The sequence below is a fragment of the Mycolicibacterium arcueilense genome (assembly GCF_058536225.1).
The window spans coordinates 362,606-388,553 of sequence record NZ_JBZTYL010000026.1; the positions used below are offsets into that span (position 1 = coordinate 362,606).

Genomic DNA, 25,948 nt, shown 5'->3' on the forward strand with positions numbered 1-25,948 from the left:
CCGGACTCCGGTGCGGGCCGCACCATTACGGTGGGGAGCCATGACGGTGTTCGACGATCTCGACGACTACCTCTCGCTGCCCCGGGTGTCAGGGCTTGCGGTGTCGCCCGACGGCTCCCGGCTGGTCACCACGATCAGCACCCTCAACGACAAACGTACTGAATTCCTCAGCGCCATATGGGAATTGGACCCCACCGGAACTCGACCGGCGCGCCGGCTGACCCACGGGGCGAAGGGGGAGTCCGCGCCGGTGTTCACCGCCGAGGGGGACCTCCTGTTCCTCGCGGTGCGCGCGGGTGAGGGTGACGACAAACCGCCCGCAGCCCTGTGGCGCCTGCCCGCGAGCGGCGGTGAGGCATTCGAGGTGCTGACGATGCCCGGCGGTGTCGCCGGCGCGGTGAGCGCCCGGGCCGCCGACACCACCGTGGTGACCGCGCCGCTGCTGCCGTCGTCGACAGGAGTCGAGGACGACAAGGCAAAGCGCGACGCGCGCAAGGACACCAAGGTCTCGGCGATCCTGCACACCGGCTATCCCGTGCGGCACTGGGATCACGACCTCGGCCCGGACCAACCGCACCTCCTCGATGCCGAGGGGCCACGGGATCTGACCGCCGAGCCGGGCGCGGCGTTGCGTGAGACCACATTCGACCTCAGCGCCGACGGCGGATTCGTGGTGACGTCCTGGCAGGCGCCGGGCCCCGGCACCGCCCTGCGGGTGGCCCTGGTGCGCATCGACCGGGTCACCGGAGAACGCACCACCATCGCCGAGGAACCCGGTGCCGACCTGGAACGCCCCGCGATCGCGCCGGATGGCAGCGCGGTGGCCTTCACCAGGGAAACCCATTCCACTCCCACCGCGCCGCCGCGGATCACGTTGTGCTGCATGCGGTTCGGTGAAGATCCGGTGGAGTTGACCGGCGACTGGGACCGCTGGCCGTCCTCGGTGGCCTGGACACCGGACTCGTCGTCGCTCATCGTGACGGCCGACGACGGCGGCCGTGGCCCGATCTTCTCCGTCGACCCCGTATCCGGTGCGGTCACCCGGCTGACCCACGACGATTTCACCTACTCCGATGTGCGTCCCGCGCCCGGCGGCGTGATCTATGCGTTGCGCAGCTCCTATGCCGTGCCGGCACATCCGGTCCGCATCGATCCGGACGGCACCGTCAGCGAGATCCCGTGCCTCGAAGCGCCTGAACTGCCCGGCACCCTGACCGAGGTGACCGCGACCGCCGCCGACGGCACGCCGATCCGCTCCTGGCTCACACTGCCCGCAGGCGACGAACCGGCCCCGCTGGTGTTGTGGATCCACGGCGGACCGTTGGGCAGCTGGAACACCTGGCACTGGCGGTGGAACCCGTGGCTGCTCGCCGCCCAGGGTTACGCCGTGCTGATGCCCGATCCGGGGCTGTCCACCGGATACGGACAGGACTTCATCGCGCGCGGCTGGGGCGCCTGGGGTGCCGACCCGTACACGGACCTGATGGCCGCGACCGATGCCGCGTGCGCACACCCGCGCGTCGACGCCACGCGCACGGCGGCGATGGGGGGATCGTTCGGCGGCTACATGGCCAACTGGATCGCCGGACACACCGATCGGTTCAAGGCGATCGTCACCCATGCCAGCCTGTGGGCGCTGGACCAGTTCGGACCCACCACCGACGGCGCCTACTGGTGGGCTCGTGAGATGACACCCGAGATGGCCCAGCGCAATTCACCGCACCGGTTCGTCGGCGACATCACCACTCCGATGCTGGTCATCCACGGCGACAAGGACTATCGCGTACCGATCGGCGAGGCGTTGCGGCTGTGGTACGAGCTGCTCACCCATTCGGGGTTGCCCGCCGACGAGAATGGCGAAAGCCCCCACCGCTTCCTGTACTACCCGAGTGAGAACCACTGGGTGCTCTCGCCGCAGCACGCCAAGATCTGGTACCAGGTGGTGACCGCATTCCTCGGTGATCACCTGCGCGGTCAACCGGTGCAGTTGCCGGAACTGCTCGGGTAGCGTCGGAAGCGTGACGCAGCGAGAGTTTGATCTGGTGCTGTACGGCGCCACAGGGTTCGCCGGAAAACTGACCGCCGAGTACCTGGCGCGGGCCGGGGGATCGGCCCGGATCGCCTTGGCCGGCCGTTCCGAGGAACGGTTGCGCGCGGTCCGTGACGGTCTGGGGCCGGGCGCGCAGTCGTGGCCGTTGGTGACTGCCGATGCCACCTCGCAGGCCTCGCTCGATGCCATGGCTGCGCGCACCCAGGTGGTGGTGACGACGGTGGGTCCCTACGCGCGCTATGGCATGCCGCTGGTCGCGGCCTGCGCGGCGGCCGGCACCGACTACGCCGACCTGACCGGTGAGACGACATTCATCCGTGACAGCATCGACCTGCATCACAAGCAGGCCGTCGACACCGGCGCGCGGATCGTCCATTCCTGCGGATTCGATTCGGTGCCATCCGATCTCACGGTGTACGCACTGTATCAGCGGGCGTCGGCCGACGGCGCGGGCGAACTCGGCGACACGAACCTGGTGGTGCGCAGCTTCGCCGGCGGCGTGTCGGGCGGCACCGTGGCCTCGATGCTGGAACTGCTCGACACACTGTCGTCGGATCCGGAGGCCCGGGCGCTGATGAACGATCCGTACACGCTGAGCCCCGACCGCGGCGCTGAGCCCGAACTCGGTGCTCAGCCCGACGTGCGGTGGCGCCGCGGCGGTGAGATCGCTCCCGAGCTCGCCGGCTACTGGACCGGCGCTTTTGCCATGGCGGCCCCGAACACGCGAATCGTGCGGCGCAGCAATGCATTACTGGACTATGCCTATGGACGCCGGTTCGAGTACGCCGAGCAGATGAGCGTGGGGCGGTCGCTCGCCGCGCCGGTGGCCGCGGCTGCGGTGACCGGAGCCAATGCCTTCACCCTCGGGGTGGGAGGCCGTTACTTCAACCGGCTGCCCAGCGGGCTGGTCGCGCGACTGGCCCCGAAGCCGGGAACCGGCCCTAGCGAGCGGGCTCGCGAGCAGGGCCACTACCGCGTCGAGACCTACACCACGACGACGTCGGGCGCCCGGTATGTGACAAGCATGGCCCAGCAAGGAGATCCCGGATACAAGTCGACGGCGGTGTTGCTCGGCGAGTGCGGGCTCGCCCTGGCTACCGATCGTGACGCCCTGTCGGAACGGCGCGGTGTGCTGACACCCGTCGCAGCGATGGGGGATGTGCTGCTCACCCGGCTGCCCGCGGCCGGGGCGTCGCTGGAGACCACCAAGCTGGGCTGAACCGTCGCAACGCGAACGGATCGGCCTGCGTCGAACACCTGTGGGACAAGATCAGATTCGACTAGTGTCGGTTCCGAGGACTTCCAGTACGCCAGCAACGAAGGTGGGATAGAAAAATGGCCGGTCTCGACGATCTCTTCGCACAGATCCCGGTAGCGGATATTGCCAGCAAGCTCGGCGCAGATGAAGGCGAGGTGAACGCCGCTATCAAGACCCTGGTGCCGGCCCTCGTCGGCGGCGTGGCAGAGAACGTGCAGGCCGACAACATCGATTCGAGTGATCTCGAGTCCGCGGTCTCCGCGCAGGGTGTCAGCGGCCTGCTCGACGGTGGAGTGAGTGTCGACCAGGTCGACGCCAACGAGGGCAACCAGATCGTCTCGAAGATCTTCGGCGGTAACGACAGCAACCAGGTCGCGTCGGCGTTGGCGGGTACCGGTGCCGGCGGTGGCGATCTGATCAAGAAGCTGCTGCCGATCCTGGCGCCCATCGTCTTGGCCTACATCGGCAAGCAGTTCGCTCAGAAGAACGCCGCACCCGCGGGCGAGGCCCAGGCTTCCGGCGGCGGCGGCCTCGGGGACATCCTCGGCAGCATCCTGGGTGGCGCGACCGGTGGCGGTGCGGCTGCCAACAACCCGCTCGGCAGCATCCTGGGCAGTGTCCTGGGCGGCGGTGGCGGTCAGGGCAATGCCATCGGTGAGATCCTCGGCGGCCTGCTCGGCGGCAAGAAGTAACCCCGCCCCGACCCTGCTCGAGAGCCTCCGACGCCCAGCGAACGCACCGGGCATCGGGGGCTTTCGCGTATTCGGGCGCGTCCTTCTTAGAATGGCTCGGTGACTCCCACCCCTGACAACCGTGCCGATGCCCTCCCCAAATCCTGGGATCCGGCTGCGGTAGAAGCCGACCTGTACCAGGGCTGGGTGGACGCCGGATACTTCACCGCCGATCCGGCCAGCGAAAAGCCGCCGTACTCGATCGTGCTACCGCCGCCCAACGTGACCGGCAGCCTGCACATGGGCCACGCGCTCGACCACACGCTGATGGACGCGCTCACCCGCCGCAAGCGGATGCAGGGCTTCGAGGTGCTGTGGCTGCCGGGCATGGACCACGCCGGCATCGCCACCCAGACCGTGGTGGAAAAGCAGCTCGCTGTCGACGGCAAGACCAAGGAAGACTTCGGCCGCGAGCTGTTCGTCGAGAAAGTCTGGGACTGGAAGCGCGAGTCCGGCGGCACCATCGGCGGGCAGATGCGTCGCCTCGGTGACGGCGTGGACTGGAGCCGCGACCGCTTCACCATGGACGAGGGCCTGTCGCGCGCGGTGCGGACCATCTTCAAGCGGCTCTTCGATGCCGGGCTGATCTACCAGGCTGAGCGGTTGGTCAACTGGTCACCGGTGCTGGAGACCGCGATCAGCGACCTCGAGGTCAAATACGAGGACGTCGAGGGCGAGTTGGTCTCGTTCCGCTACGGCTCACTTGATGACACACAACCTCATATCGTGGTGGCCACCACCCGCGTGGAGACCATGCTCGGTGACACCGCGATCGCGGTGCACCCCGACGACGAGCGTTACCGCCACCTGGTCGGCAAGACTCTGCCGCACCCGTTCGTCGACCACGAGATGATCATCGTGGCCGACACCCACGTCGACCCCGAATTCGGTACCGGCGCAGTCAAAGTCACTCCCGCGCACGACCCGAACGACTTCGAGATCGGGCTGCGTCATCAGCTTCCGATGCCGACCATCATGGATGCCAAGGGCCGGATCGCCGACACCGGAACGCAATTCGACGGCATGGACCGGTTCGAGGCCCGGGTCAAGATCCGCGAGGCGCTGGCCGAGCAGGGCCGGATCGTCGCCGAGAAGCGCCCCTACCTGCACAGCGTCGGGCACTCCGAGCGCAGCGGCGAGCCCATCGAGCCGCGACTGTCCCTGCAGTGGTGGGTCAAGGTCGACGGCCTCGCCAAGGCAGCCGGTGATGCGGTGCGCAACGGCAACACCGTGATTCACCCGCCGAGCCTGGAACCGCGGTGGTTCGCCTGGGTCGACAACATGCACGACTGGTGCATCTCCCGGCAGCTGTGGTGGGGCCACCGGATCCCGATCTGGCACGGTCCCAACGGCGAGACGGTGTGCGTCGGCCCCGACGAGACCCCGCCGGATGGCTGGGAGCAGGACCGCGACGTGCTCGACACGTGGTTCTCTTCGGCGCTGTGGCCGTTCTCCACGCTGGGCTGGCCCGAGCACACCCCGGATCTGGCCAAGTTCTATCCGACCTCGGTGCTGGTCACCGGCTACGACATCCTGTTCTTCTGGGTGGCGCGGATGATGATGTTCGGCACGTTCGTCGGCGACGATCCGGCGATCACGTTCGATGGCGCCCGCGGTCCGCAGGTGCCGTTCGAGAATGTCTTCCTGCATGGCCTGATCCGCGACGAGTTCGGCCGCAAGATGAGCAAGTCGCGCGGCAACGGCATCGACCCGCTGGACTGGGTGGAGAAGTTCGGCGCCGATGCGCTGCGGTTCACCCTGGCCCGCGGCGCCAGCCCCGGCGGCGACCTGTCCATCGGTGAGGACCACGCCAGGGCGTCGCGCAACTTCGCCACCAAGCTGTTCAACGCGACCCGGTTCGCGCTGATGAACGGGGCAGCCCCGGCTGAACTGCCGGCGGTCGCCGACCTGACCGACGCCGACCGCTGGATCCTCGGCCGCCTCGAAAAGGTGCGCGCCGAGGTGGATGCGGCACTGGACAGCTACGAGTTCAGCCGCGCCTGTGAGTCGCTGTACCACTTCGCCTGGGACGAGTTCTGCGACTGGTACGTGGAACTGGCCAAGGTGCAGCTCGGCTCCGAGAAAGATCAGGCTGTCACTCATACAACGGCGGTGCTGGCCGCCGTGCTGGACGCTCTGCTCAAGCTGCTGCACCCGGTGATGCCGTTCGTCACCGAGACGTTGTGGAAGACGCTCACCGATGGTGAGTCCATCGTCATCGCGCAGTGGCCGCAGGCCTCCGGTATCGCGCTGGATCCGGTTGCGGCACAACACATTGACGACATGCAGAAGCTGATCACCGAGGTGCGCCGCTTCCGCAGCGACCAGGGTCTGGCCGACCGGCAGCGGGTTCCGGCCCGGTTGTCGGCGATCGCCGAGGCCGGTCTGACCGAGCAGTTGCCCGCGGTCACCGCGTTGGCCTGGCTGACCGATGCCGCTGACGGGTTCACCCCGTCGGCCGCGGTCGAGGTGCGGCTGACGCAGGCCACGGTGCTCGTCGAGGTGGACACCTCGGGCACCGTCGACGTCGCGGCCGAGCGGCGACGGCTGGAGAAGGACCTGGCCGCCGCGCAGAAGGAACTCGCCACCACCACGGCCAAGCTCGGCAATGAGGCCTTCCTGGCCAAGGCGCCCGAGAACGTCGTCGACAAGATCCGCGGCCGTCAGCAGTTGGCCGGTGAAGAGGTCGAGCGGATCACCGCACGGCTGGCCGGTCTGGCCGGATGAGGATCCGGTGACCGACCCGATTCCGACGCCTGACGAGGTCGCTGCGCTGCTGCAGGTCGAGCACCTGCTCGATCAGCGGTGGCCCGAGACCAAACTGGATCCCAGCACGGCCCGGATCGCGGCTCTGCTGGAGCTGCTGGGCTCGCCGCAGCGCGCCTACCCGTCCATCCATGTGGCAGGGACCAACGGCAAGACGTCGGTCGCGCGCCTCATCGACGCGCTGCTGACCGCACTGCACCGACGCACCGGACGCACCACCAGCCCGCACCTGCAGTCCGCGGTGGAGCGCATCTCGATCGACGGGAAGCCCATCACCCCGGCCCAATACGTCGAGACCTATCGAGAGATCGAACCGTTCGTGGAACTGGTGGACCAGCAGTCCGAGGCTGCCGGCGGCCCGAAGATGAGCAAGTTCGAGGTTCTGACCGCGATGGCCTTCGCGGCCTTCGCCGATGTCCCCATCGACGTCGGGGTCATCGAGGTGGGGATGGGTGGACGCTGGGACGCCACCAACGTCGTCAATGCCCCCGTCGCGGTGATCACGCCGATCGGCATCGACCACACCGACTATCTCGGTGACACGATCGCCGAGATCGCGGGAGAGAAGGCCGGCATCATCACCCGGCAGCCCGACGACCTGGTGCCGACCGACACGGTGGCCGTCATCGCGAAGCAGGTTCCGGAGGCCATGGAGGTGCTGCTGGAAGAAGCAGTGCGCGCCGACGCGGCCGTCGCCCGTGAAGACTCCGAATTCGCCGTGCTCAGCAGGCAGATCGCCATTGGCGGACAGGTGCTGGAGCTGCAGGGGCTGAGCGGGGTGTACTCCGATATCTTCCTGCCGCTGCACGGTGAACATCAGGCCCACAACGCCGTCCTGGCGTTGGCTGCGGTCGAGGCGTTCTTCGGTGCGGGGGCCGACCGTCAGCTCGACGTCGACGCGATCCGGGCCGGCTTCGCGGCCGTGCACAGCCCGGGCCGGATGGAACGGATGCGGAGTGCGCCAACGGTTTTCATCGACGCGGCACACAATCCTGCCGGTGCGGCAGCGCTCGCGCAGACCCTGCAGCAGGAGTTCGACTTCCGCTACCTGGTCGGGGTGGTGTCGGTGATGGGGGACAAGGACGTCGGTGGCATTCTGACCGCGCTCGAGCCCGTCTTCGACCAGATCGTGGTCACCCACAACGGGTCGCCGCGGGCAATGGACGTCGAGTCGCTGGCGCTGCTGGCCGAGGAACGTTTCGGCCAGGATCGCGTGATCACCGCCACGACGCTGCCGGACGCCATCGAAACGGCGACCGCGCTGGTGGAAGAGGCCGGCGCAGACGAAGGCCTGTCCGGGGCCGGCATGGTGATCACCGGTTCGGTGGTGACCGCCGGCGCGGCCCGGACCCTGTTCGGACGGGACCCGCAATGAACGATCAGACCCCTGGCAATCAGACCCCGGGCGATGCGACACCCGGCGACACGCCGGCGCCGCCCGACCCCTGGAAGAGCTTCCGTGGGGTGATGGCGGGGACGCTGATTCTCGAAGCCATCGTCGTATTGCTCGCACTGCCGGTGGTGGGTACCAGCGCGGCCGGGCTGACCTGGGCGTCGGGTGGCTTCGTGGTCGGGCTGGCCGTCGTGTTGATCCTGATGTCGGGGATCCAGGGCCGGCCGTGGGCCATCTGGGCGAACCTCGGCATCCAACTGGTCGTGATCGCCGGGGCGCTGATCCATGGGGCGATCGGCTTCATCGGCGTGATCTTCGCCGTGGTCTGGCTGTTGATCGTGTACCTGCGGCGCGAGGTCAAACGCAGGCAGGATCGCGGTCTGCTGCCCGGTCAGCAGCCGCCCAGCGAATAGCCGTGCCGTAGCTGGACCACGGTGCGCGCGGGGTCGGAGGCCCGCGAATGGCGCGGCGCGGTTACCGACCGGTACGCTCTCTGCTCGTGACTGAGCAGACCCTTGTCCTGATCAAGCCCGACGGCGTGCAGCGCCACCTGGTCGGGGAGATCCTCGGCCGGATCGAGCGCAAGGGTCTGACCCTGGCGGCGCTCGAACTGAAGAACGTCAGCGTCGAGCTGGCCAAGCAGCATTACGCCGAGCATGACGGCAAGCCGTTCTTCGACTCGCTGCTGGAGTTCATCACCTCCGGGCCCGTCGTCGCCGCCATCGTGGAAGGGCCGCGCGCGATCGCGGCGTTCCGTCAGATCGCCGGTGGCACCGACCCGGTGGAGAAGGCTGTGCCCGGCACCATCCGCGGTGACCTGGCGCTTGTGACCCAGGACAACCTCGTGCACGGATCGGATTCGCCGGAGTCGGCGGCCCGTGAGATCGCCCTGTGGTTCCCTGGCGAAGCCTCCGCCGGATAAACCTTCTCGCAGTCTGGTCTGTACCGCGTCAGTGATGTGGGATACTGGTTGCGGGTAGCCAGCCTCAACCGAGGCTGTACACCCGAATGAAGACTTCGACGAGCGCGACCACCGCAATCCGGTGCGGCGCGGGCCGTCCAGCCATCATTCAGCCAGGCACCGGGTGGGTTCGGTAGCGAACCGCCCGGAGCGAGACCACAACAAGCCCGGGGAAAGTGTCCCGGGCCAATAGCGGAAGCCCTCGCGTGGCCGCGTCGTTACGACGCGCCCGGGGGCTTGAGGAGAATTCGTGGCCGAAGATGCCCAGAATGACGACCTATCAACCCAGACTCCGCAACAGGAGGGACTGCCCGAGCGGCTGAGAGTCCACTCCCTGGCGCGGGTGCTCGGAACGACAAGCCGGCGCGTGCTCGACGCTCTGGCCGAGTTCGATGGGCGTCAGCGCAGTGCGCACTCCACGGTCGAAAAGGCTGACGCCGAGCGGGTCCGTGACGCACTGGCCCTCGGGTCGACCGACCCGGAGCCGGTTGAGCAGGCAGAACCGGTCCAGGTTGAAGCCGTCAGTGTCATCGTGGCCGAGTCGGTCGCGGCTCCTGCCGAAGTTTCGGGCGCTGCTGCGGTCGACGCTTCCGAGGGCGAAGCCGCCGAGGCCGACCCCGTCCTGGTGGGCGACGAGCCCGAGTCGCGGCTGATCCTAGAGACCGCCAACATCCCCGCGGCGCGCGAAGCCCACACCGAGCGGGCCGATTACCTGCCGCTGTTCGTCGCCCCGCAGCCCGTGGCGTTCGTTCCGGTGCGCGTCCAAGAGGATGACGACGACGAAGAAGACGACACCGACGCCGACACTGACACAGATGCCGACGCCGATACCGATGACGAGCAGGCAGATCGTCCGGCCGCCCGCCGGCGTCGCCGCGGCCGTCGGGGGCGTGGTCGTGGTCGTGGTGAGCAGGCAGACGACACCGACTCGGGCCCGGATTCCGATACCGACACCACCGACGATCAGGGCGAGTCCGATCAGGATTCCGATGACGATTCCGATGAGTCGGACGAGAACAACGACGAGGACACCGCAGGTGGTGACGGCAGCAGCCGTCGTCGCCGCCGTCGCCGCCGGCGCAAGTCCGGTTCGGGCGACAACGATGACGCGAGCTCTCCGGATGACCCGCCGAACACCGTCGTGCACGAGCGCGCGCCCCGGGCCGAGCGGTCCGGCAAGAGCAGCGACGATTCGGAGATCCAGGGGATCAGCGGATCGACCCGTCTGGAGGCCAAGCGTCAGCGCCGCCGCGATGGTCGCGACGCCGGCCGTCGTCGGCCCCCGATCCTGAGCGAGGCCGAGTTCCTGGCCCGGCGCGAGGCCGTCGAACGCACCATGATCGTGCGGGACAAGATCCGCACCGAGCCGCCGCACGAAGGCGCCCGCTACACCCAGATCGCCGTCCTGGAAGACGGCGTCGTCGTCGAACATTTTGTTACCTCCGCGGCGTCCGCCAGCCTGGTCGGCAACATCTACCTCGGCATCGTGCAGAACGTGCTGCCCTCGATGGAGGCCGCCTTCGTCGATATCGGCCGTGGCCGCAACGGTGTGCTCTATGCCGGTGAGGTGAACTGGGAGGCTGCGGGTCTCGGCGGGTCGAACCGCAAGATCGAGCAGGCCCTCAAGCCGGGTGACTATGTCGTCGTCCAGGTCAGCAAGGACCCGGTAGGGCACAAGGGCGCCCGGCTCACCACGCAGGTGTCGCTGGCCGGCCGCTACCTGGTCTACGTGCCGGGTGCGTCGTCGACCGGTATCAGCCGCAAGCTGCCCGACACCGAGCGTCAGCGGCTCAAGGAGATCCTCAAGGAGGTCGTGCCCGCCGATGCCGGCGTGATCATCCGCACCGCCTCGGAGGGCGTCAAAGAAGAAGACATCCGCTCCGACGTCGAGCGGCTCCAGCAGCGCTGGACCGAGATCGAGGCCAAGTCCACCGAGGTCACCGCAAAGAAGGCCGGCGCGGCCGTCGCCCTCTACGAAGAACCCGACGTGCTGGTCAAGGTCATCCGCGACCTGTTCAACGAGGACTTCTCGGGTCTGATCGTCTCCGGCGACGAGGCCTGGGACACGATCAACTCCTACGTGAACACCGTCGCTCCCGATCTGGTGGGCCGGCTCACGAAGTACGAGCCCGCCGGCGGCGCCGACGCTCCCGACGTGTTCGCCGTGCACCGCATCGACGAGCAGCTGGCGAAGGCGCTGGACCGCAAGGTGTGGCTGCCCTCGGGCGGCACCCTGGTGATCGACCGCACCGAGGCGATGACCGTCGTCGACGTCAACACCGGCAAGTTCACCGGCGCTGGCGGCAATCTCGAGCAGACCGTCACCCGCAACAACCTGGAAGCGGCCGAAGAGATCGTGCGGCAACTGCGGTTGCGCGACATCGGCGGCATCGTGGTGATCGACTTCATCGACATGGTGCTCGAGTCGAACCGGGATCTGGTGTTGCGCAGGCTGACCGAGGCGCTGGGCCGGGACCGGACTCGCCATCAGGTGTCCGAGGTGACCTCACTGGGCCTTGTTCAGCTGACCCGAAAGCGGTTGGGCACCGGTCTGGTCGAGGCCTTCTCGACCACCTGCACGCACTGCGCAGGCCGCGGCATCGTGTTGCACGGTGACCCGGTCGACACGGCCTCGTCATCGAACACCGGACGCAAGGCCGAAACCACCGGCGGTAGCCGTCGCAGCAAGCGGGGTAAGCGGGGCAATGCCCGTCCCGAGCCCGAAGAGGTACCGGTCGTCAAGGTGCCCGATCATCCCGCCGGAGAACATCCGATGTTCAAGGCCATGGCCGCGGCGAACGGTCGCCACGACGAAGACGACGAGGGCCATGGGTCCCACGAAGCCTTCGACGAGCGCGAGCAGACCGACGGCGAGGTTCACGAGGCCGAGGGCGACGAGCAGACGACTGCCGAGCAGGCCGATGAATCGACCGACGGCGAGTTCGATGCGCAGGGCGCCGACGAGTCGGACGAAGCGGACGACTCGGAAGACTCGGAAGACTCCGACGAGGATGAGTCCGAGGACGAGATCGACCTCGACGACGACCTCGATGATGACGACGACGATGACGACCTGGACGACATCGACGACGACTCGGACGACGAGGACTCAGACGACGACTCGGATGACGAGGAAGACGATGAGGACTCGGACGATGAGGAAGACGACGAGCCCGAAGAAGACGTCTACCAGGCGCCGGCTCCGGTGATTGCGGAGGTGCAGCCCTCGCGCGGACGCACTCGTCGACGTGCCGCAGCCAGGCCCGCAGGGCCGCCAACCCACGAGTAGAGGGCGGTTTGACCCTCTACCCGCTGGTCAAGTACCCTTGACCAGTTGTCTCCAGTGCCTGTGTGACCACAGGCTGGTGACGGCGGGATATCCCGCCACCCAAGACCCGCGCACGCACCGACCGGTAGCGCGCGCCCGCAGAGAGCAGCAGAGCAGAGGACACGATGGCGACATACGCAATCGTCAAGACCGGTGGCAAGCAGTACAAGGTTGCCGCCGGTGACGTGGTGAAGGTTGAGAAGCTCGACGCCGAGCCCGGCGCGTCGGTGTCGCTGCCCGTGGCCCTCGTGGTCGACGGCGCCAAGGTCACCAGCAAGGCCGATGACCTGGCCAAGGTTGCCGTCACCGGTGAGGTGCTCGAGCACACCAAGGGTCCCAAGATCCGTATCCACAAGTTCAAGAACAAGACCGGCTACCACAAGCGCCAGGGGCACCGTCAGCAGCTGACCGTGCTCAAGGTCACCGGCATCAAGTAACGAGGGAGCGAACTAATGGCACACAAAAAGGGCGCTTCCAGCTCTCGTAACGGTCGTGAATCCGCAGCACAGCGGCTCGGCGTGAAGCGGTTCGGTGGTCAGGTCGTCAAGGCAGGCGAGATCCTGGTCCGTCAGCGCGGCACCCACTTCCACCCCGGCGTCAACGTCGGTCGTGGGGGCGATGACACGCTGTTCGCGCTGGCCCCCGGCTCGGTGGAGTTCGGCTCCAAGCGCGGTCGCAAGCACGTGAACATCGTTCCCGTGCCGCGCCCGGAGGCCTGAGACCAAGAGGATTCTCCGCGAATGTGAAGCAGCTGCGAGTTCTCGATAGGACTTTCGCGATAGCTTCACATTCGACGGAGAGGATGTCCGATGCCACGGTTTGTCGACCGCGTCGTCATCCATGCGAGTGCAGGCAACGGCGGCCACGGCTGCGCGTCGGTGCACCGCGAGAAATTCAAACCCCTCGGCGGCCCTGACGGCGGCAACGGTGGTCGCGGCGGCAGCATCGTGCTCGTCGTCGATCCGCAGGTTCACACCCTGCTGGACTTCCACTTCCATCCCCATGTTGCCGCACCCTCCGGTAGGCCGGGTGCGGGCAGCAATCGTGACGGTGCCACCGGCGACGACCTGATCGTGCGCGTGCCGGACGGCACGGTGGTGCTCGACGAGGACGGCCGGATGTTGGCCGACCTGGTCGGCGCCGGTACCCGGTTCGAAGCCGCGCAAGGCGGTCGCGGTGGGCTCGGCAATGCCGCACTCGCTTCCCGGGCCCGCAAGGCTCCCGGTTTCGCCCTGCTCGGTGAGAAGGGCCAGACCCGCGATCTCACCCTCGAACTCAAGACCGTCGCCGATGTCGGCCTGATCGGTTTCCCGTCGGCCGGTAAATCCTCTCTGGTGTCGACCATCTCGGCGGCCAAGCCCAAGATCGCCGACTACCCGTTCACCACACTGGTGCCCAACCTGGGTGTGGTGTCGGCCGGCGAGAACACCTTCACCGTCGCCGACGTTCCCGGCCTGATCCCCGGCGCGTCCGAGGGCCGTGGTCTCGGCCTGGAATTCCTTCGGCACCTTGAGCGCTGCGCGGTGCTCGTGCATGTCGTGGACTGCGCCACCATGGAACCCGGGCGTGACCCGATCTCCGATATCGAGGCGCTGGAGGCCGAACTCGCGGCGTACACCCCGACCCTGCAAGGCGATTCAACCCTGGGTGACCTGGCGTCGCGGCCACGTGCGGTGGTGCTCAACAAGATCGACGTTCCCGACGCCCGCGAATTGGCCGACTTCGTGCGTGAAGAGGTGGCCGAGAAGTTCGGCTGGCCGGTGTATGAGATCTCGACGGTCAGCCGTGATGGCTTGCGGCCGTTGATCTTTGCGCTGTGGGAGATGGTGAAGGCCTATCGCGATGCCCAACCTGAGGTGGTGCCGAGGCGTCCGGTGATCCGCCCGATCGCCGTCGACGAGAGCGGCTTCACCGTCGAGACCGATGGGTACGGCGGGTTCATCGTGCGTGGTACCCGGCCCGAGCGCTGGATCGCGCAGACCGACTTCGGCAACGACGAGGCCGTCGGTTACCTGGGTGACCGGTTGGCCCGCTTGGGTGTCGAGGACGCGTTGTGGAAGAACGGCGCCAAGCCCGGTTGCGCTGTGACCATCGGCGACATGACCTTCGACTGGGAACCGCAGACTCCCGCCGGTGTCGACATGCCGCTCACCGGACGTGGCACCGACATCCGGCTCGAACAGACCGACCGCATCGGTGCCGCCGAACGCAAGGCCGCGCGTCGTGAACGGCGCCAGCCCGGGAGTGAAGACGAGTGACGAGCGCAGGCTCGACGCCCTCGGTACACCGGGAGGCTGTTCGGACCGCTCGCAGTGTCGTCGTCAAGATCGGCACCACTGCGCTGACCACCCCCTCCGGAGTCTTCGACGCCGGCCGTCTCGCGGTCCTGGTCGAGGCCATCGAGGGCCGGATGCGGGCTGGTTCCGACCTGGTGATCGTGTCCTCGGGTGCCATCGCTGCCGGAATCGAGCCGCTCGGGCTGTCCAAGCGCCCCACCGATCTGGCCACCAAGCAGGCGGCCGCCAGCGTCGGACAGGTGGCTCTGGTCAATGCCTGGAGTTCGGCGTTCGCGGTCTACAGCCGCACGGTCGGGCAGGTACTGCTGACCGCCCATGACATCGCGATGCGGGTGCAGCACAACAACGCTCAGCGCACCCTGGACCGGTTGCGTGCCCTGCACGCGGTCGCGATCGTCAACGAGAACGACACCGTGGCCACCAACGAGATCAGGTTCGGTGACAACGACCGGCTTTCGGCGCTGGTGGCCCAGCTGGTCGGTGCCGACGCACTGATCCTGCTGTCCGACATCGACGGCCTGTATGACGCTGATCCACGAAAAGGGAACGCGCGCTTCATTCCTGAGGTTGGCGCGCAAGGCGATCTCGACGGGGTGGTGGCCGGCGGCGGTAGCCACCTGGGCACCGGCGGCATGGCCTCGAAGCTGTCCTCGGCGCTGTTGGCGGCCGACGCCGGGATGCCGGTGCTGCTGGCCGCTGCCGCCGATGCCGGTGCGGCGCTGAGCGATGCCTCGGTGGGTACGGTGTTCGCGCCGCGGCCCGAGCGGATGTCGGCGCGGCGGTTCTGGGTTCGCCACACGGCGGAGTCGCACGGGGTATTGACCCTCGACAACGGAGCGGTGCGGGCGGTCGTCACACAGCGGCGTTCACTGCTGCCTGCCGGAATCACCGAGGTCGCCGGCCACTTCCACGGCGGTGACGTGGTGGATCTCCGCGCGTTGGACGGGCAGACGATCGCGCGCGGCGTCGTAGCGTATGAGGCGTCGGAGCTGGCCGCGATCATCGGCCGCTCGACGCCTGATCTGCCGGCCGAAATGCGGCGGCCCGCGGTGCACGCCGACGATCTGGTCGCCCTCTAGCGATTTGGGTGCAACGAGTAACGCTGACCGTTACCAAACGCACCCAAATCACCGGGGTGGGGACTCCAGATACAGCGCACCCCAGATGATCTCGGTGAGCGTGTTCGCCAGCTGGGCGTCGTAGGAGGCCGGGTGTGACGGCAGATTCTGGTGGCAGGTCCGTTCCACCATCCAGGTCAGCGTGCTCGCGGTGACGGCGGCATGCAGTTGCGGCCGGATGGTCCCGTCGGAGTGCCCGTCCTCGATCACTTTCGTGAGCTGGTCGGCGATCCCGGCGAGCAGTTCACGGTAGGTCTGCCCGACCAGCGGGTCATAACCCGACATCTCGTTGAGCGCGATCAGTACCGGCTGATGGCTCCGATAGCTGGCGATGATGCCGGACATCGCGGCATGGACATCGGCTGGGTCGCGGCGTCCGGCCACGCCCCACCACCGCTCGGCGGCGTGGGTGAGATCGCCGAACACCTGGCTGGCCAGCCGGCGCAGCAGATGGCCCTTGTCCTCGAAGTAGATGTAGAAGCTGGCCCGGGAGATCCCGGCCTCGGTGGCCAGTCGGTCCACGCTGAGTTCGGTGAAGCTGGTGCCGTCGGCCATCAGTCGGTCGGTGGCGTCGAGCAGTTGGCGTTCGATCCGCTCGCGCCGTTCCTCCCTTTTGGCCTGCGGTTTTCGCGTTACCGATGGCATGGGCCCAGCGTATCGGAATGCTTCACACCTTGACTAGACATAGTGTCTAGACTTATCGTCACCATCATGACTGTGTCGCCCATCACATCTGCTGCCTCCTGGCCTGCTATTGCCCGCCCCTACGACCCGATCGACCTGTCGTCCCGGGTGTTCTGGGCCACCACGGCCGCCGATCGGGAGGTTGCCTTCGCGCAGCTACGTGCCGCCCGTCCGGTCAGTTGGCATCCGCCCGTCGAGGACGCGCTCATGCCGGATCCCGACGATCGCGGGTTCTGGGCGGTCACCCGGCACGCGGACATCGTGGCGGTGAGCCGTGACAGCGAGACATTCCTGTCGGGCAAAGGGGTGTTGTTCGAGTCCGTTCCGGAGGAGTTGCTCGAGGCGTCACAGTCCTTCCTGGCGATGGACGCACCACGGCATACGTTGATCCGCAAACTGGTCCACGCCGCGTTCACGCCCCGGCAGGTGGCCCGCATCGAAGACTCGATCAAGGAGAACGCTCGTCAGATCGTGGCCGAGCTCAAAGAGGTCGGCAGCGGTGTGGACTTCGTCGATCAATGCGCCAAGGAACTGCCGATCCGGACGTTGTCGGACATGGTCGGGATCCCCGAGGCCGAGCGTCAGCGGGTGGCCCATGCTGCCGACGCGCTGGTGTCCTGGGCCGACCCGGTCTACTTGGCCGGGCGCCACCCGCTCGAGGTGCTGATGCAGAACCAGATGTACCTGCATCAGGTGGCGAATGCGCTTGCCGCGGAACGCCGGGAGAACCCGGGCAACGATCTGATCAGCGCACTGGTTCACGCCGAGGTCGACGGGGACCGGCTCACCGATGCCGAGGTCGCGGCGTTCTTCGTGCTACTGGCGGTGGCGGGCAACGACACCACCCGCCAGACCACCAGTCACGCACTCAAAGCGCTGACCGACCATCCCGACCAACGGGCCTGGCTCATGGCCGATTTCGACGACCGGATCGGCGGAGCGGTCGAGGAGTTCGTGCGGTGGGCGACTCCGGTGATGACGTTCCGCCGCACCGCGGCCGTCGACGTCGAACTCGGTGGGCAGCAGATCCTGGCGGGGGAGAAGGTGGTGATGTTCTACGCCTCGGGCAACCAGGATGGCGAGGTGTTCGACCGGCCCGAGGTCTTCGATCTGAGCCGTAAGCCCAACCCGCACCTGGGATTCGGAGGCGGCGGCCGTCACTTCTGCCTGGGTGCACATGTCGCCCGGACCCAGTTGCGGGCGCTCTTCGGTGAGCTGCTGCACCAGCTGCCCGACATCGCCGCGGGCGAGCCGGCCTATCTGGCCGGCAACTTCGTGCACGCTATCCGGGCGATGCCGTGCACGTTCTGAGCTCACCGGCCAACAGGGTCAGCATCTCCGAACAGCCCGCTTCGACCTTGACCGTGGCCAGGTCGTCGCCGCGGGTGGGGCCGCGGTTGATGATCCCCACCGGGATGTCGTGCGCGGCCGCGTGCCGGACGAATCGATAGCCGGAGTACACCGTCAGCGAGGAGCCCGCGACCAATAGTGCTTCGGCGTCCTCCACCATCGAATACGCCTGCTCGACACGGTCTTTCGGGACATTCTCACCGAAGTAGACGATGTCGGGTTTGAGCATGCCCGCACAGGCCGGGCAGTCCACGATGGTGAATGAATCGGTGTCGCTGACCACGGCATCGGCGTCGGGTGCCACCGCGATGCCGCCGACCGCCTCGGCGCGTTCGATGAAGCCGGGATTGGCCGTCTCCAGTGCGCCGGCCAGCTCGTCGCGACCCATCGTCGCGCCGCAGTCCAGGCAGATCACCTGCGCGTAGGTGCCGTGCAGGTTGACCACCGACCGGCTGCCGGCCTTGCTGTGCAGCAGATCGACGTTCTGGGTGATAAGTCCACTCACCACCCCGGCGGATTCCAGTGCGGCCAAGGCGCGATGCCCGGCATTGGGTAGTGTTTCGTCCATGTGGCGCCACCCGACGTGGTTGCGGGCCCAGTACCGCTGGCGGAACTCCGGATCAGAGGTGAACTGCCGGATGGTCATCGGATTGCTGGGCGGAGAATCCGGGCCGCGGTAATCGGGGATACCGGAATCGGTCGACATCCCGGCTCCCGTCAATACCGCGACGCGGCGGCCCTGCAGAAGGGCGACGAGTTCGGGAGCATCCACGCTCGCCAGGATAGGCCGCCCGTCAGTCCAGGCATTTGGCGGCGGGAACGATCTCGGCGCTCATGTTGCGGCGCATCATCTGCAGTGCGGCCTCACCCAGACCGGCGTCGATGTGCGCGACCGCGTCGGACGGGATCACGACGTCGAAATGTCGCACATAGGCGTCCAAAGCGCTGTAGAGGATGCACTGCTCGGTGACCTGGCCCGTGAGTATGAGCCGCCGGGTGCCCAAGCGGCCCAGCAGGTAATCCAGCGCGGTCGCATAGAACACACTGTGGCGCACCTTCGTCAGGAGCAGGCAGTCGTCCGCCGGGACGATCGGCCGCACCAGATCCGGGTGCTCACCGGCCAGCGCGGCCTCGACGATGTCGCTGAACTGGGCGGTGAAATCGCCGTAGTTGTCGTTGACGTAGATCAGATCGATGTCGTCGCGGTCGCGAGCGCTCTCGATCAGCCCGACCAGCGGATCGATGATCGGCGCCACGTTGGGGGCAAGCAGTTCGGCATCCTCGTGCCGGTAGTGGTTGAGCATGTCCACAACCACCAGGGCGGTATCGCTCATGCGTCATTTGGTACCCAGTGGCCCGATCTTGACACTTTTCGGGTGACAATGGGCTCGATGGACTTCTACAGCGCCTATCACCACGGTTTCGCGCGGGTTGCCGCCTGCACCCACCACACGGCGTTGGCGGATCCGCCGGCGAACGCCGAATCGGTGCTCCGGTTGGCGCAGGCCTGCCACGACGACGGCGTGGCCGTCGCGGTGTTCCCCGAGCTGACGCTCTCGGGTTATTCGATCGACGACATCCTGATGCAGGATGCCTTGCTGGAGTCGGTGGAGCAGGCGCTCATCGAAATCGTCGCGGCATCGGTGGTGCTGACACCGGTGCTGGTGGTCGGCGCACCACTGCGGTACCGGCATCGGGTCTACAACACGGCGGTCGTCATCCACCGCGGCGCGGTGCTCGGTGTGGCACCGAAGTCCTATCTGCCGACGTACCGGGAGTTCTACGAGCGCAGGCAGATGGCGTCCGGCGCCGACGTGCGTGGCACCATCCGGGTGGCCGGCGCCGAGGTGCCGTTCGGTCCGGACCTGCTGTTCGTGGCCTCCGACGTCCCGGGGCTGGTCCTGCACGTCGAGATCTGTGAGGACATGTTCGTTCCGGTTCCTCCCAGTGCCCAGGCGGCATTGGCCGGCGCCACGGTGTTGGCGAATCTCTCGGGCAGTCCGATCACTGTCGGCCGCGCCGAAGATCGTGCGCTGCTGGCGCGTTCGGCCTCATCGCGGTGCCTGGCCGCCTATGTGTATGCCGCGGCCGGCGAGGGGGAGTCGACGACCGACCTGGCGTGGGACGGCCAGACCATGGTCTGGGAGAACGGGCTGCTGCTGGCCGAGAGTGAGCGTTTCCCGCGGGGTGAACGACGCTCGGTGGCCGACGTGGATCTGGAGCTGTTGCGTTCCGAGCGGCTGCGGATGGGCACGTTCGACGACAACGCGAGAAACCATGGCCCCCAGGTAGATACGTTCCGTCGCATCGAGTTTCAGCTCGACCCGCCGACAGGCGACATCGGGCTGTTGCGCGAGATCGAGCGGTTTCCGTTCGTGCCTGCGGATCCGGCACGGCTGCAACAGGATTGCTATGAGGCCTACAACATTCAGGTCTCCGGGCTGGAGCAGCGGCTGCGGGCACTGAAATACCCCAAGGTGGTGATCGGGGTGTCCGGCGGCCTGGATTCCACCCATGCCCTGATCGTGGCGGCCCGGGCGATGGACCGGGAGAACCGCCCGCGCAGTGACATTCTCGCGTTCACCCTGCCCGGCTTCGCCACCGGCGACCGCACCAAGAACAACGCGATCCGGTTGAGTCGGGCGCTGGGGGTGACGTTCGAAGAGATCGACATCAAGCAGACCGCCGAGCTGATGCTCACCGAGATGGACCATCCGTTCGGACGCGGTGAGATGGTCTACGACGTCACTTTCGAGAACGTCCAGGCCGGCCTTCGCACCGATTACCTGTTCCGGCTGGCCAATCAGCGCGGCGGCATCGTGCTCGGCACCGGGGACCTGTCGGAGCTGGCACTGGGCTGGTCGACTTACGGTGTCGGCGACCAGATGTCGCACTACAACGTCAACGGAGGGGTGCCGAAAACCCTGATCCAGCATCTGATCCGGTGGGTGATCTCGTCCGGTCAGTTCGGCGACGAGGACTCCGAGGTCAATGAAGTCCTCCAATCGGTACTCGACACCGAGATCACCCCGGAGTTGGTGCCCACCGGCGAGGACGAGGAGATCCAGAGCAGCGAGGCCAAGGTGGGCCCCTATGTGCTGCAGGACTTTTCGTTGTTCCAGGTGCTGCGCTACGGCTTCCGTCCGTCGAAGGTGGCGTTCCTGGCCTGGCATGCGTGGCATGACGCGGCCCACGGTGATTGGCCGGCCGGGTTCCCCGAGGACAAGCGCCCGGTGTATTCGCTCGGCGAGATCCGGCACTGGCTTCAGGTCTTCGCCCAGCGGTTCTATTCGTTCTCACAGTTCAAGCGGTCGGCGCTGCCCAACGGGCCCAAGGTGTCGCACGGCGGCTCGCTGTCGCCGCGTGGGGACTGGCGGGCGCCGTCGGACATGTCGGCACGGATCTGGCTCGACGAGATCGAGCGAAACGTCCCTGAACAGTAGTTTTCTTCAGCCCATGCGGCTGCTCCCAATTGACGACGCAAAAAATTGACAAGCTAACCTTCTGGGTCACAGCGACGCGCTAATGTGCGTCGGGTCACAGTTCGGTCATTGCCGAATGTCTGGGTCTAGGAGGTCGCGTTGGGTGCTGCAAGGTACGTCGGTCGGGTAGGCGGATTGGCGGTTGCGCTCGGGGTCGGGTCGGCCGTCGTTCTGGGTGGGCAGGCCCTCGGTACCCCGGTGGCCTCGGCATCGCCCGGTTCCAGCGACACGTCGTCCGATTCTCCGTCTGCCCCCGCGGCCAAGAAGGGTCCGGCCAAGGACCGGCAGAGCACCCGCACGCCGCGACCGGCGACGGTGCGTTCGGCGATCAAGGACCGGCCGACCAAGCTCGGTGAGTCCGGTCGCCACCGCGTGAGCTCGACGACGCCGAAGTCCGATGTCGTGCAATCGATCACCGACCGGCTGTCGGAGGCCCAGGCCAAGATCGAAGCCGGACTGACCCGGCACGGCGGCAGCGACAACGGGCAGGACGCCCCGGCGATCGAAAAACCCAAGGTCGCCGTGCCCGCTGAAACACCGGCGCGGGGCCTGTCGTTCGTCAAGCCGAACCTGCCCCGGCCTCTGCGTGATCACGCCAAGACCCCGGCGCCCGTCGAGTCGACGAACGAGAGCATCGACACCGGTGTGGCCGACGAGCCCACAGCGACCCCGCCCGTCACGGTCAAGGCCGAGCCACCCGCCGCTGAGGTGGCTCCGGTGCGGGGCCTGATCGAGACCGTGGTCAACGACATCGCCAGGACACTGGCCGGGAACTCGCCGACCGCGCCGTCGACTGATTCGCCCGCCGGATGGGTTCTGCTTGCGGCCGCGCGCCGGGAGTTCTCCGCGGCCGCCGTGTCACCGTCGGTGAGCGCCACCGGTGGCATCACGGCCAGTCCATCGGTCGGCATCACCGACGGCATCATCCACGGCTCCACGGGGGCCACGAGTTCCACCGGTCTGCCGCTCACCTACACCGTGATCGGCGACCCGAGTGCGGGCGGCAAGGTCCGGCTCAACTCGGCCAACGGCACCTTCACGTTCCTGCCCTACGCCACTGTCGTCGACAGCGGCGGCACGGAGAAGTTCACCGTCCTGGTCGCCGAGACCACCGCGTTCGATGCTGCGTTGCAACAGATTCCGATCGTGGGATCGTTCGTGCCGCAGGTACTGGTGATCGTGCATCAGGTACCGATCGTCAACGATCTGTTGGCGCCGCTCATCGGCAAGTCGGAGATGGTGGACGTCAACGTGGACGTCGGTGCGCTGGCGCCGGCGGGCACCCCGGTGGCCTACACGGTCAAGGTGACGTCCTTCGACGGCACTCCGATCAGCATGAACTATTTCCCGGCGTCGGGCCTTCAGGCGGGGGAGGAGGCGCCGACCATCTTCAGTGGCGCGGGCCTGTCGAGTGCGGGCGACACGAACCCGTACTCGGGCGGAGCCACCGGCGTCGGCACGTTCCGCGACGCGGGTTACAACGTCGTCACCTGGGATTCGCGCGGCGAGCACGACTCGGGCGGGATCCTGCAGCTGGACAATCCGTTCTTCGAGGGTCGCGACGTGTCAGCCATGATCGACTACGTCGCCAAGCGGCCCGGCACGCAACTCGACGCCGCCAATGATCCGCGGATGGGCATGGTGGGCCCGTCATACGGCGGAGGCATCCAGTGGGTGGCCGCGGGCACCGACAACCGGATCGACGCGATCGTCCCGACGATCTCGTGGAACTCGCTGAACAGTTCGCTCTACCCGAACGAGGCGTTCAAGACGTCGTATGCGGCGCTGCTGCTCCTGTCGTTGGTGACCTCGGGCGCGAACATCAACAGCCAGCTGTACAGCGGCATCCTCACCGGTGGACTGCTGGGCATCCTGACCCCAGAGCAGCAAGCCCTGCTGGCCAGCAGTGGCCCCACCGCGCTGGTCAACAAGGTCACCGCGCCGACGCTGATCATCCAGGGCACCGTCGACGTGTTGTTCCCGCTGCAGCAGGCGATGGACAACGCGCAGATCCTCGACGCCAACGGCGTGCCGGTGAAGATGGTGTGGTTCTGTGGCGGCCACGGCAACTGCGAAACCCCGGCCGGCGACAGCACCGAGATGGTCGAATCCGCGACGATGAGCTGGCTGGACACCTACGTCAAGCACAAGGGCGAGAACGTCGATGGCGGCCTCGCGGACAGTCTTCCTACGTTCCAGTGGATCGACCAGAACGGCGACCACTACACGTCCGACCTCCTGCCGACCGACCCGAATTTCACCGGGGCCCCGGTCACCGCGTCGGGCAGCGGCGGGCTGCTCGGAATCGTCCCGATCCTCGGCGGTTCCGGACCGGGCGCGGCGGGGATCCCGTTCGGCCTCGGGGACGGCACCAAGGCCGCCAACGCGGTGAACGTCAAGGTGACGGCGCCGTCGGAAACCGCCACCCAGATCGTCGGTGCGCCCGAGCTGACGATGACCTACTCCGGAATCGGCACCAGCCGCCACGTCTACGCCCAGGTCGTCGACGATCAGACCGGCCAGGTGATCGGCAACGTGGTCACGCCGATTCCGGTCACGCTCGACGGCAAGGAGCACACCGTCACCATTCCGATGGAGGCCGTGGCCTACACACTGGAGCCCGGACACACCGCGACGGTGCAGATCACCACCTCGGCGACGCCGTTCCTCAACTTCACCCAGTTCGGCGTCATCGACATCTCCGGTGTGGAGGTGTCGCTGCCGACCGCTGGGCCCGGAGCCAATGTGCAGCCCGCGACGGCTGCCAGGGAGGACCTGGTCAGCGTCTAGAGCCGGCCCTCGGCGCGCAGGTCCGGGTGGACCCACTCCGGGGAGCGTCGCGCCTTGAAGGCGCGGAATCCCTCGGCGGCCTCGTCGCCGCTGTAGCTGGCCTTCATGCCGATCCGGTCGTAGAGACCCAGGTAACTGTCCAGACTGGACTTGACCACCCCGCGGGCGCGGGGCGCCGTCCGGCAGCATTGGGCGATCACTTCTGTTGCGGCAGAGAGTAATTCGTCGTGCGGTACCACTCGGGCGACCATGCCCCAGTCGACGGCTTCCTGTGCGGTGAGCGTGCGCCCGGTGAACATGAGGTCACGGGTCCGGACGGGGCCGATCAGCCGGGCCAGCATCTGGCTGTAGTACGTGTCGGCGATACCGCGGTACAGCTCGGGCACCCGGAATGTGGCGCGGTCGCTGACCACGGCCATGTCGCTGCAGATCGCGATCTGCAGCCCGCCGCCCTGACACAAGCCGTTGACGGCGCTCACCACCGGTTTGACCGATTGGCGCAGGGTTTCGAACGGGGTGACGTCCATCGACAGGGCTGCGCCGAAGCTCATCCAGTCGTCGACGCCGTTGCCGCCGCCGAGGTCGCCGCCGGGGGCGAACACGTCCCCGGTTCCGGTGATCAGCAGGCCGGCCAGATCAGGGTCCGCCTCGACGTGGGTGACCGCGTACCGGATGCCGAAGTACATCGCCGGCGTCATCGCGTTGCGGGCCTCGGGCCGGTCTAGGGTCACCACGCCGAACGGTCCCTGCCGCTCGAACCTGAGGTACGGGGTGCCGAGCCAGTCGCCTTCGGGCGGTCGCGGAGTGTTTCCCTGGGTCATGTCGGCGACTATAACGTCAACGGTATCGGCTTCAGTTGGCCGTCTCAGTGGGTCAGGACAGCGTCGATGTCGGATGCCGACGGGGCGCAGTCGCCGGCCCCGCGCACCAGGGTGGCCAACGCTCCGGCCGCGCACGCGCGGCGAAGGGCATGTTCGTGGCCCGCGGTCCAGCTCGCGGCCAGCACCCCGGCGAACACGTCGCCGGCGCCGGCGGTGTCCAGCGCCCGCACTGCGGGCGCCGGTACGTCGAAGCGCTCGTCGGTGCCCACGTAGCTGGCCCCTCGAGCGCCCCGGGTGATCACCAGATGCCGCACCGGCCAGTGCCACTCGGCCGCCTCGGTCTCGTTCACCACCACCACGTCGACCAGTTCCGACAATGCGAGCAATTGATGGGCGGCGGTACCTCCTGGTGAGGCGTTGAGCATCACGGCCGCCCCGGCAGCCTTGGCCAACCGGGCCGCTGCGATCGCCGTCGTCACCGGGATCTCCAACTGGATCAGCACGACCTCGCTCCAGACGATGGCCGTGCGCGCCGCGTCGGAGTCCACCTCGAGGCGGGCATTGGCGCCCGGCGCCACCACGATGCAGTTCTCGCCGACTCCGTCGACCAGGATCGCCGCCGATCCGCTCGGACCGGGCACGCATGTCACGGAGTCGGTCGCCACCCCATTGGCCCGGAGATGCTCGCGCAGGTTCGTGGCGGCGGCGTCGTCGCCGAGCGCGGCCACCAGGGCAACCTCGGCGCCGGCCCGCGCGGCCGCCACCGCCTGGTTGCCGCCCTTGCCGCCGGGCGCAGACACCAGGGACGACGCGAGCACGGTCTGTCCGGGGCGCGGCAGTGCGCCGACGGTGAACGTGAGGTCGGCGTTGATGCTCCCGACGACGCAAACCCGCGCAGCGACCATGTTCGACAACGCTA

Annotated in this window: 20 protein-coding genes; 15 read left to right on the plus strand and 5 right to left on the minus strand. The window is 67.5% G+C overall.

Translation table 11 applies throughout. The features are described from left to right. The first annotated feature begins 40 nt into the window (after window positions 1-40). The 12 genes from AC4LGL_RS25915 to proB all read left to right on the plus strand — a co-directional run bounded on the left by AC4LGL_RS25915 (window position 41) and on the right by proB (window position 15,863). The gene (locus tag AC4LGL_RS25915) at window positions 41-2,008 is read left to right on the plus strand and encodes a S9 family peptidase (protein WP_491841250.1); all 1,968 of its coding nucleotides are present in this window, start codon (window positions 41-43) and stop codon (window positions 2,006-2,008) included. A gap of 10 nt (window positions 2,009-2,018) precedes the next feature. Continuing rightward, window positions 2,019-3,269, plus strand: a complete 1,251-nt coding sequence (locus tag AC4LGL_RS25920; RefSeq protein WP_491841251.1) for a saccharopine dehydrogenase family protein — start codon at window positions 2,019-2,021, stop codon at window positions 3,267-3,269. Window positions 3,270-3,385: 116 nt separating this feature from the next. Next, window positions 3,386-4,000: a DUF937 domain-containing protein gene (locus AC4LGL_RS25925; RefSeq protein ID WP_491841252.1), complete on the plus strand. Its 615-nt coding sequence runs from the start codon at window positions 3,386-3,388 to the stop codon at window positions 3,998-4,000. Window positions 4,001-4,099: 99 nt separating this feature from the next. Then, window positions 4,100-6,766: a valine--tRNA ligase gene (locus AC4LGL_RS25930; protein ID WP_491841253.1), complete on the plus strand. Its 2,667-nt coding sequence runs from the start codon at window positions 4,100-4,102 to the stop codon at window positions 6,764-6,766. A 7-nt stretch (window positions 6,767-6,773) separates the two neighbouring features. Further along, window positions 6,774-8,180 (plus strand): bifunctional tetrahydrofolate synthase/dihydrofolate synthase, encoded by a 1,407-nt coding sequence (gene folC, locus AC4LGL_RS25935; RefSeq protein ID WP_491841254.1) that lies wholly within the window; start codon window positions 6,774-6,776, stop codon window positions 8,178-8,180. After that, a complete protein-coding gene (locus tag AC4LGL_RS25940) occupies window positions 8,177-8,611 on the plus strand; it encodes a DUF4233 domain-containing protein (RefSeq protein ID WP_491841255.1) in 435 nt (144 codons plus the stop codon). The genes folC and AC4LGL_RS25940 overlap by 4 nt, the downstream gene beginning before the upstream one ends. An 86-nt stretch (window positions 8,612-8,697) precedes the next feature. Continuing rightward, the gene (gene ndk, locus AC4LGL_RS25945; protein ID WP_044522837.1) at window positions 8,698-9,120 is read left to right on the plus strand and encodes a nucleoside-diphosphate kinase; all 423 of its coding nucleotides are present in this window, start codon (window positions 8,698-8,700) and stop codon (window positions 9,118-9,120) included. Window positions 9,121-9,409: 289 nt separating this feature from the next. After that, on the plus strand, window positions 9,410-12,448 hold the full coding sequence (rne, locus tag AC4LGL_RS25950) for a ribonuclease E (protein ID WP_491841256.1): 3,039 nt from the start codon (window positions 9,410-9,412) through the stop codon (window positions 12,446-12,448). 164 nt (window positions 12,449-12,612) lie between these two features. Beyond that, window positions 12,613-12,924, plus strand: a complete 312-nt coding sequence (gene rplU, locus AC4LGL_RS25955; RefSeq protein ID WP_029367319.1) for a 50S ribosomal protein L21 — start codon at window positions 12,613-12,615, stop codon at window positions 12,922-12,924. 15 nt (window positions 12,925-12,939) lie between these two features. Continuing rightward, entirely contained in the window at window positions 12,940-13,206 is a 267-nt protein-coding gene (gene rpmA, locus AC4LGL_RS25960; protein WP_003879727.1) for a 50S ribosomal protein L27, read from the plus strand. Window positions 13,207-13,296: 90 nt separating this feature from the next. Further along, complete coding sequence (obgE, locus tag AC4LGL_RS25965; protein WP_491841257.1) at window positions 13,297-14,745, plus strand: GTPase ObgE; 1,449 nt, start codon at window positions 13,297-13,299, stop codon at window positions 14,743-14,745. After that, window positions 14,742-15,863 (plus strand): glutamate 5-kinase, encoded by a 1,122-nt coding sequence (gene proB / locus AC4LGL_RS25970; protein WP_491841258.1) that lies wholly within the window; start codon window positions 14,742-14,744, stop codon window positions 15,861-15,863. Before obgE ends, proB begins: the two co-directional genes overlap by 4 nt. Before the next feature lie 48 nt (window positions 15,864-15,911). On the opposite strand, the gene AC4LGL_RS25975 is transcribed toward proB, so the two are convergent. Continuing rightward, complete coding sequence (locus AC4LGL_RS25975; RefSeq protein WP_491841259.1) at window positions 15,912-16,547, minus strand: TetR/AcrR family transcriptional regulator; 636 nt, start codon at window positions 16,545-16,547, stop codon at window positions 15,912-15,914. Window positions 16,548-16,613: 66 nt separating this feature from the next. Between AC4LGL_RS25975 and AC4LGL_RS25980 the strand changes: the two genes are divergently transcribed. Further along, on the plus strand, window positions 16,614-17,897 hold the full coding sequence (locus AC4LGL_RS25980; protein WP_491841260.1) for a cytochrome P450: 1,284 nt from the start codon (window positions 16,614-16,616) through the stop codon (window positions 17,895-17,897). On the opposite strand, the gene AC4LGL_RS25985 is transcribed toward AC4LGL_RS25980, so the two are convergent. Continuing rightward, the gene (locus AC4LGL_RS25985) at window positions 17,869-18,708 is read right to left on the minus strand and encodes an NAD-dependent protein deacetylase (RefSeq protein WP_491841261.1); all 840 of its coding nucleotides are present in this window, start codon (window positions 18,706-18,708) and stop codon (window positions 17,869-17,871) included. The two genes, AC4LGL_RS25980 and AC4LGL_RS25985, sit on opposite strands and share 29 nt — an antisense overlap. Before the next feature lie 22 nt (window positions 18,709-18,730). Then, entirely contained in the window at window positions 18,731-19,270 is a 540-nt protein-coding gene (locus tag AC4LGL_RS25990; protein WP_491841262.1) for a cysteine hydrolase family protein, read from the minus strand. Window positions 19,271-19,327: 57 nt separating this feature from the next. On the opposite strand from AC4LGL_RS25990, the gene AC4LGL_RS25995 reads away from it, so the two are divergent. Continuing rightward, entirely contained in the window at window positions 19,328-21,379 is a 2,052-nt protein-coding gene (locus AC4LGL_RS25995) for an NAD(+) synthase (protein ID WP_491841263.1), read from the plus strand. Between the two features lie 138 nt (window positions 21,380-21,517). Beyond that, window positions 21,518-24,208 (plus strand): S15 peptidase family protein, encoded by a 2,691-nt coding sequence (locus AC4LGL_RS26000; protein ID WP_491841264.1) that lies wholly within the window; start codon window positions 21,518-21,520, stop codon window positions 24,206-24,208. On the opposite strand, the gene AC4LGL_RS26005 is transcribed toward AC4LGL_RS26000, so the two are convergent. Continuing rightward, window positions 24,205-25,029 carry an enoyl-CoA hydratase/isomerase family protein gene (locus tag AC4LGL_RS26005; protein WP_491841265.1) on the minus strand — a complete coding sequence of 275 codons (825 nt, stop codon included), beginning with the start codon at window positions 25,027-25,029 and terminating at the stop codon, window positions 24,205-24,207. The two genes, AC4LGL_RS26000 and AC4LGL_RS26005, sit on opposite strands and share 4 nt — an antisense overlap. A 44-nt stretch (window positions 25,030-25,073) precedes the next feature. Beyond that, window positions 25,074-25,934, minus strand: a complete 861-nt coding sequence (locus AC4LGL_RS26010; RefSeq protein ID WP_491841266.1) for a ribokinase — start codon at window positions 25,932-25,934, stop codon at window positions 25,074-25,076. Between the last annotated feature and the right edge of the window lie 14 nt (window positions 25,935-25,948).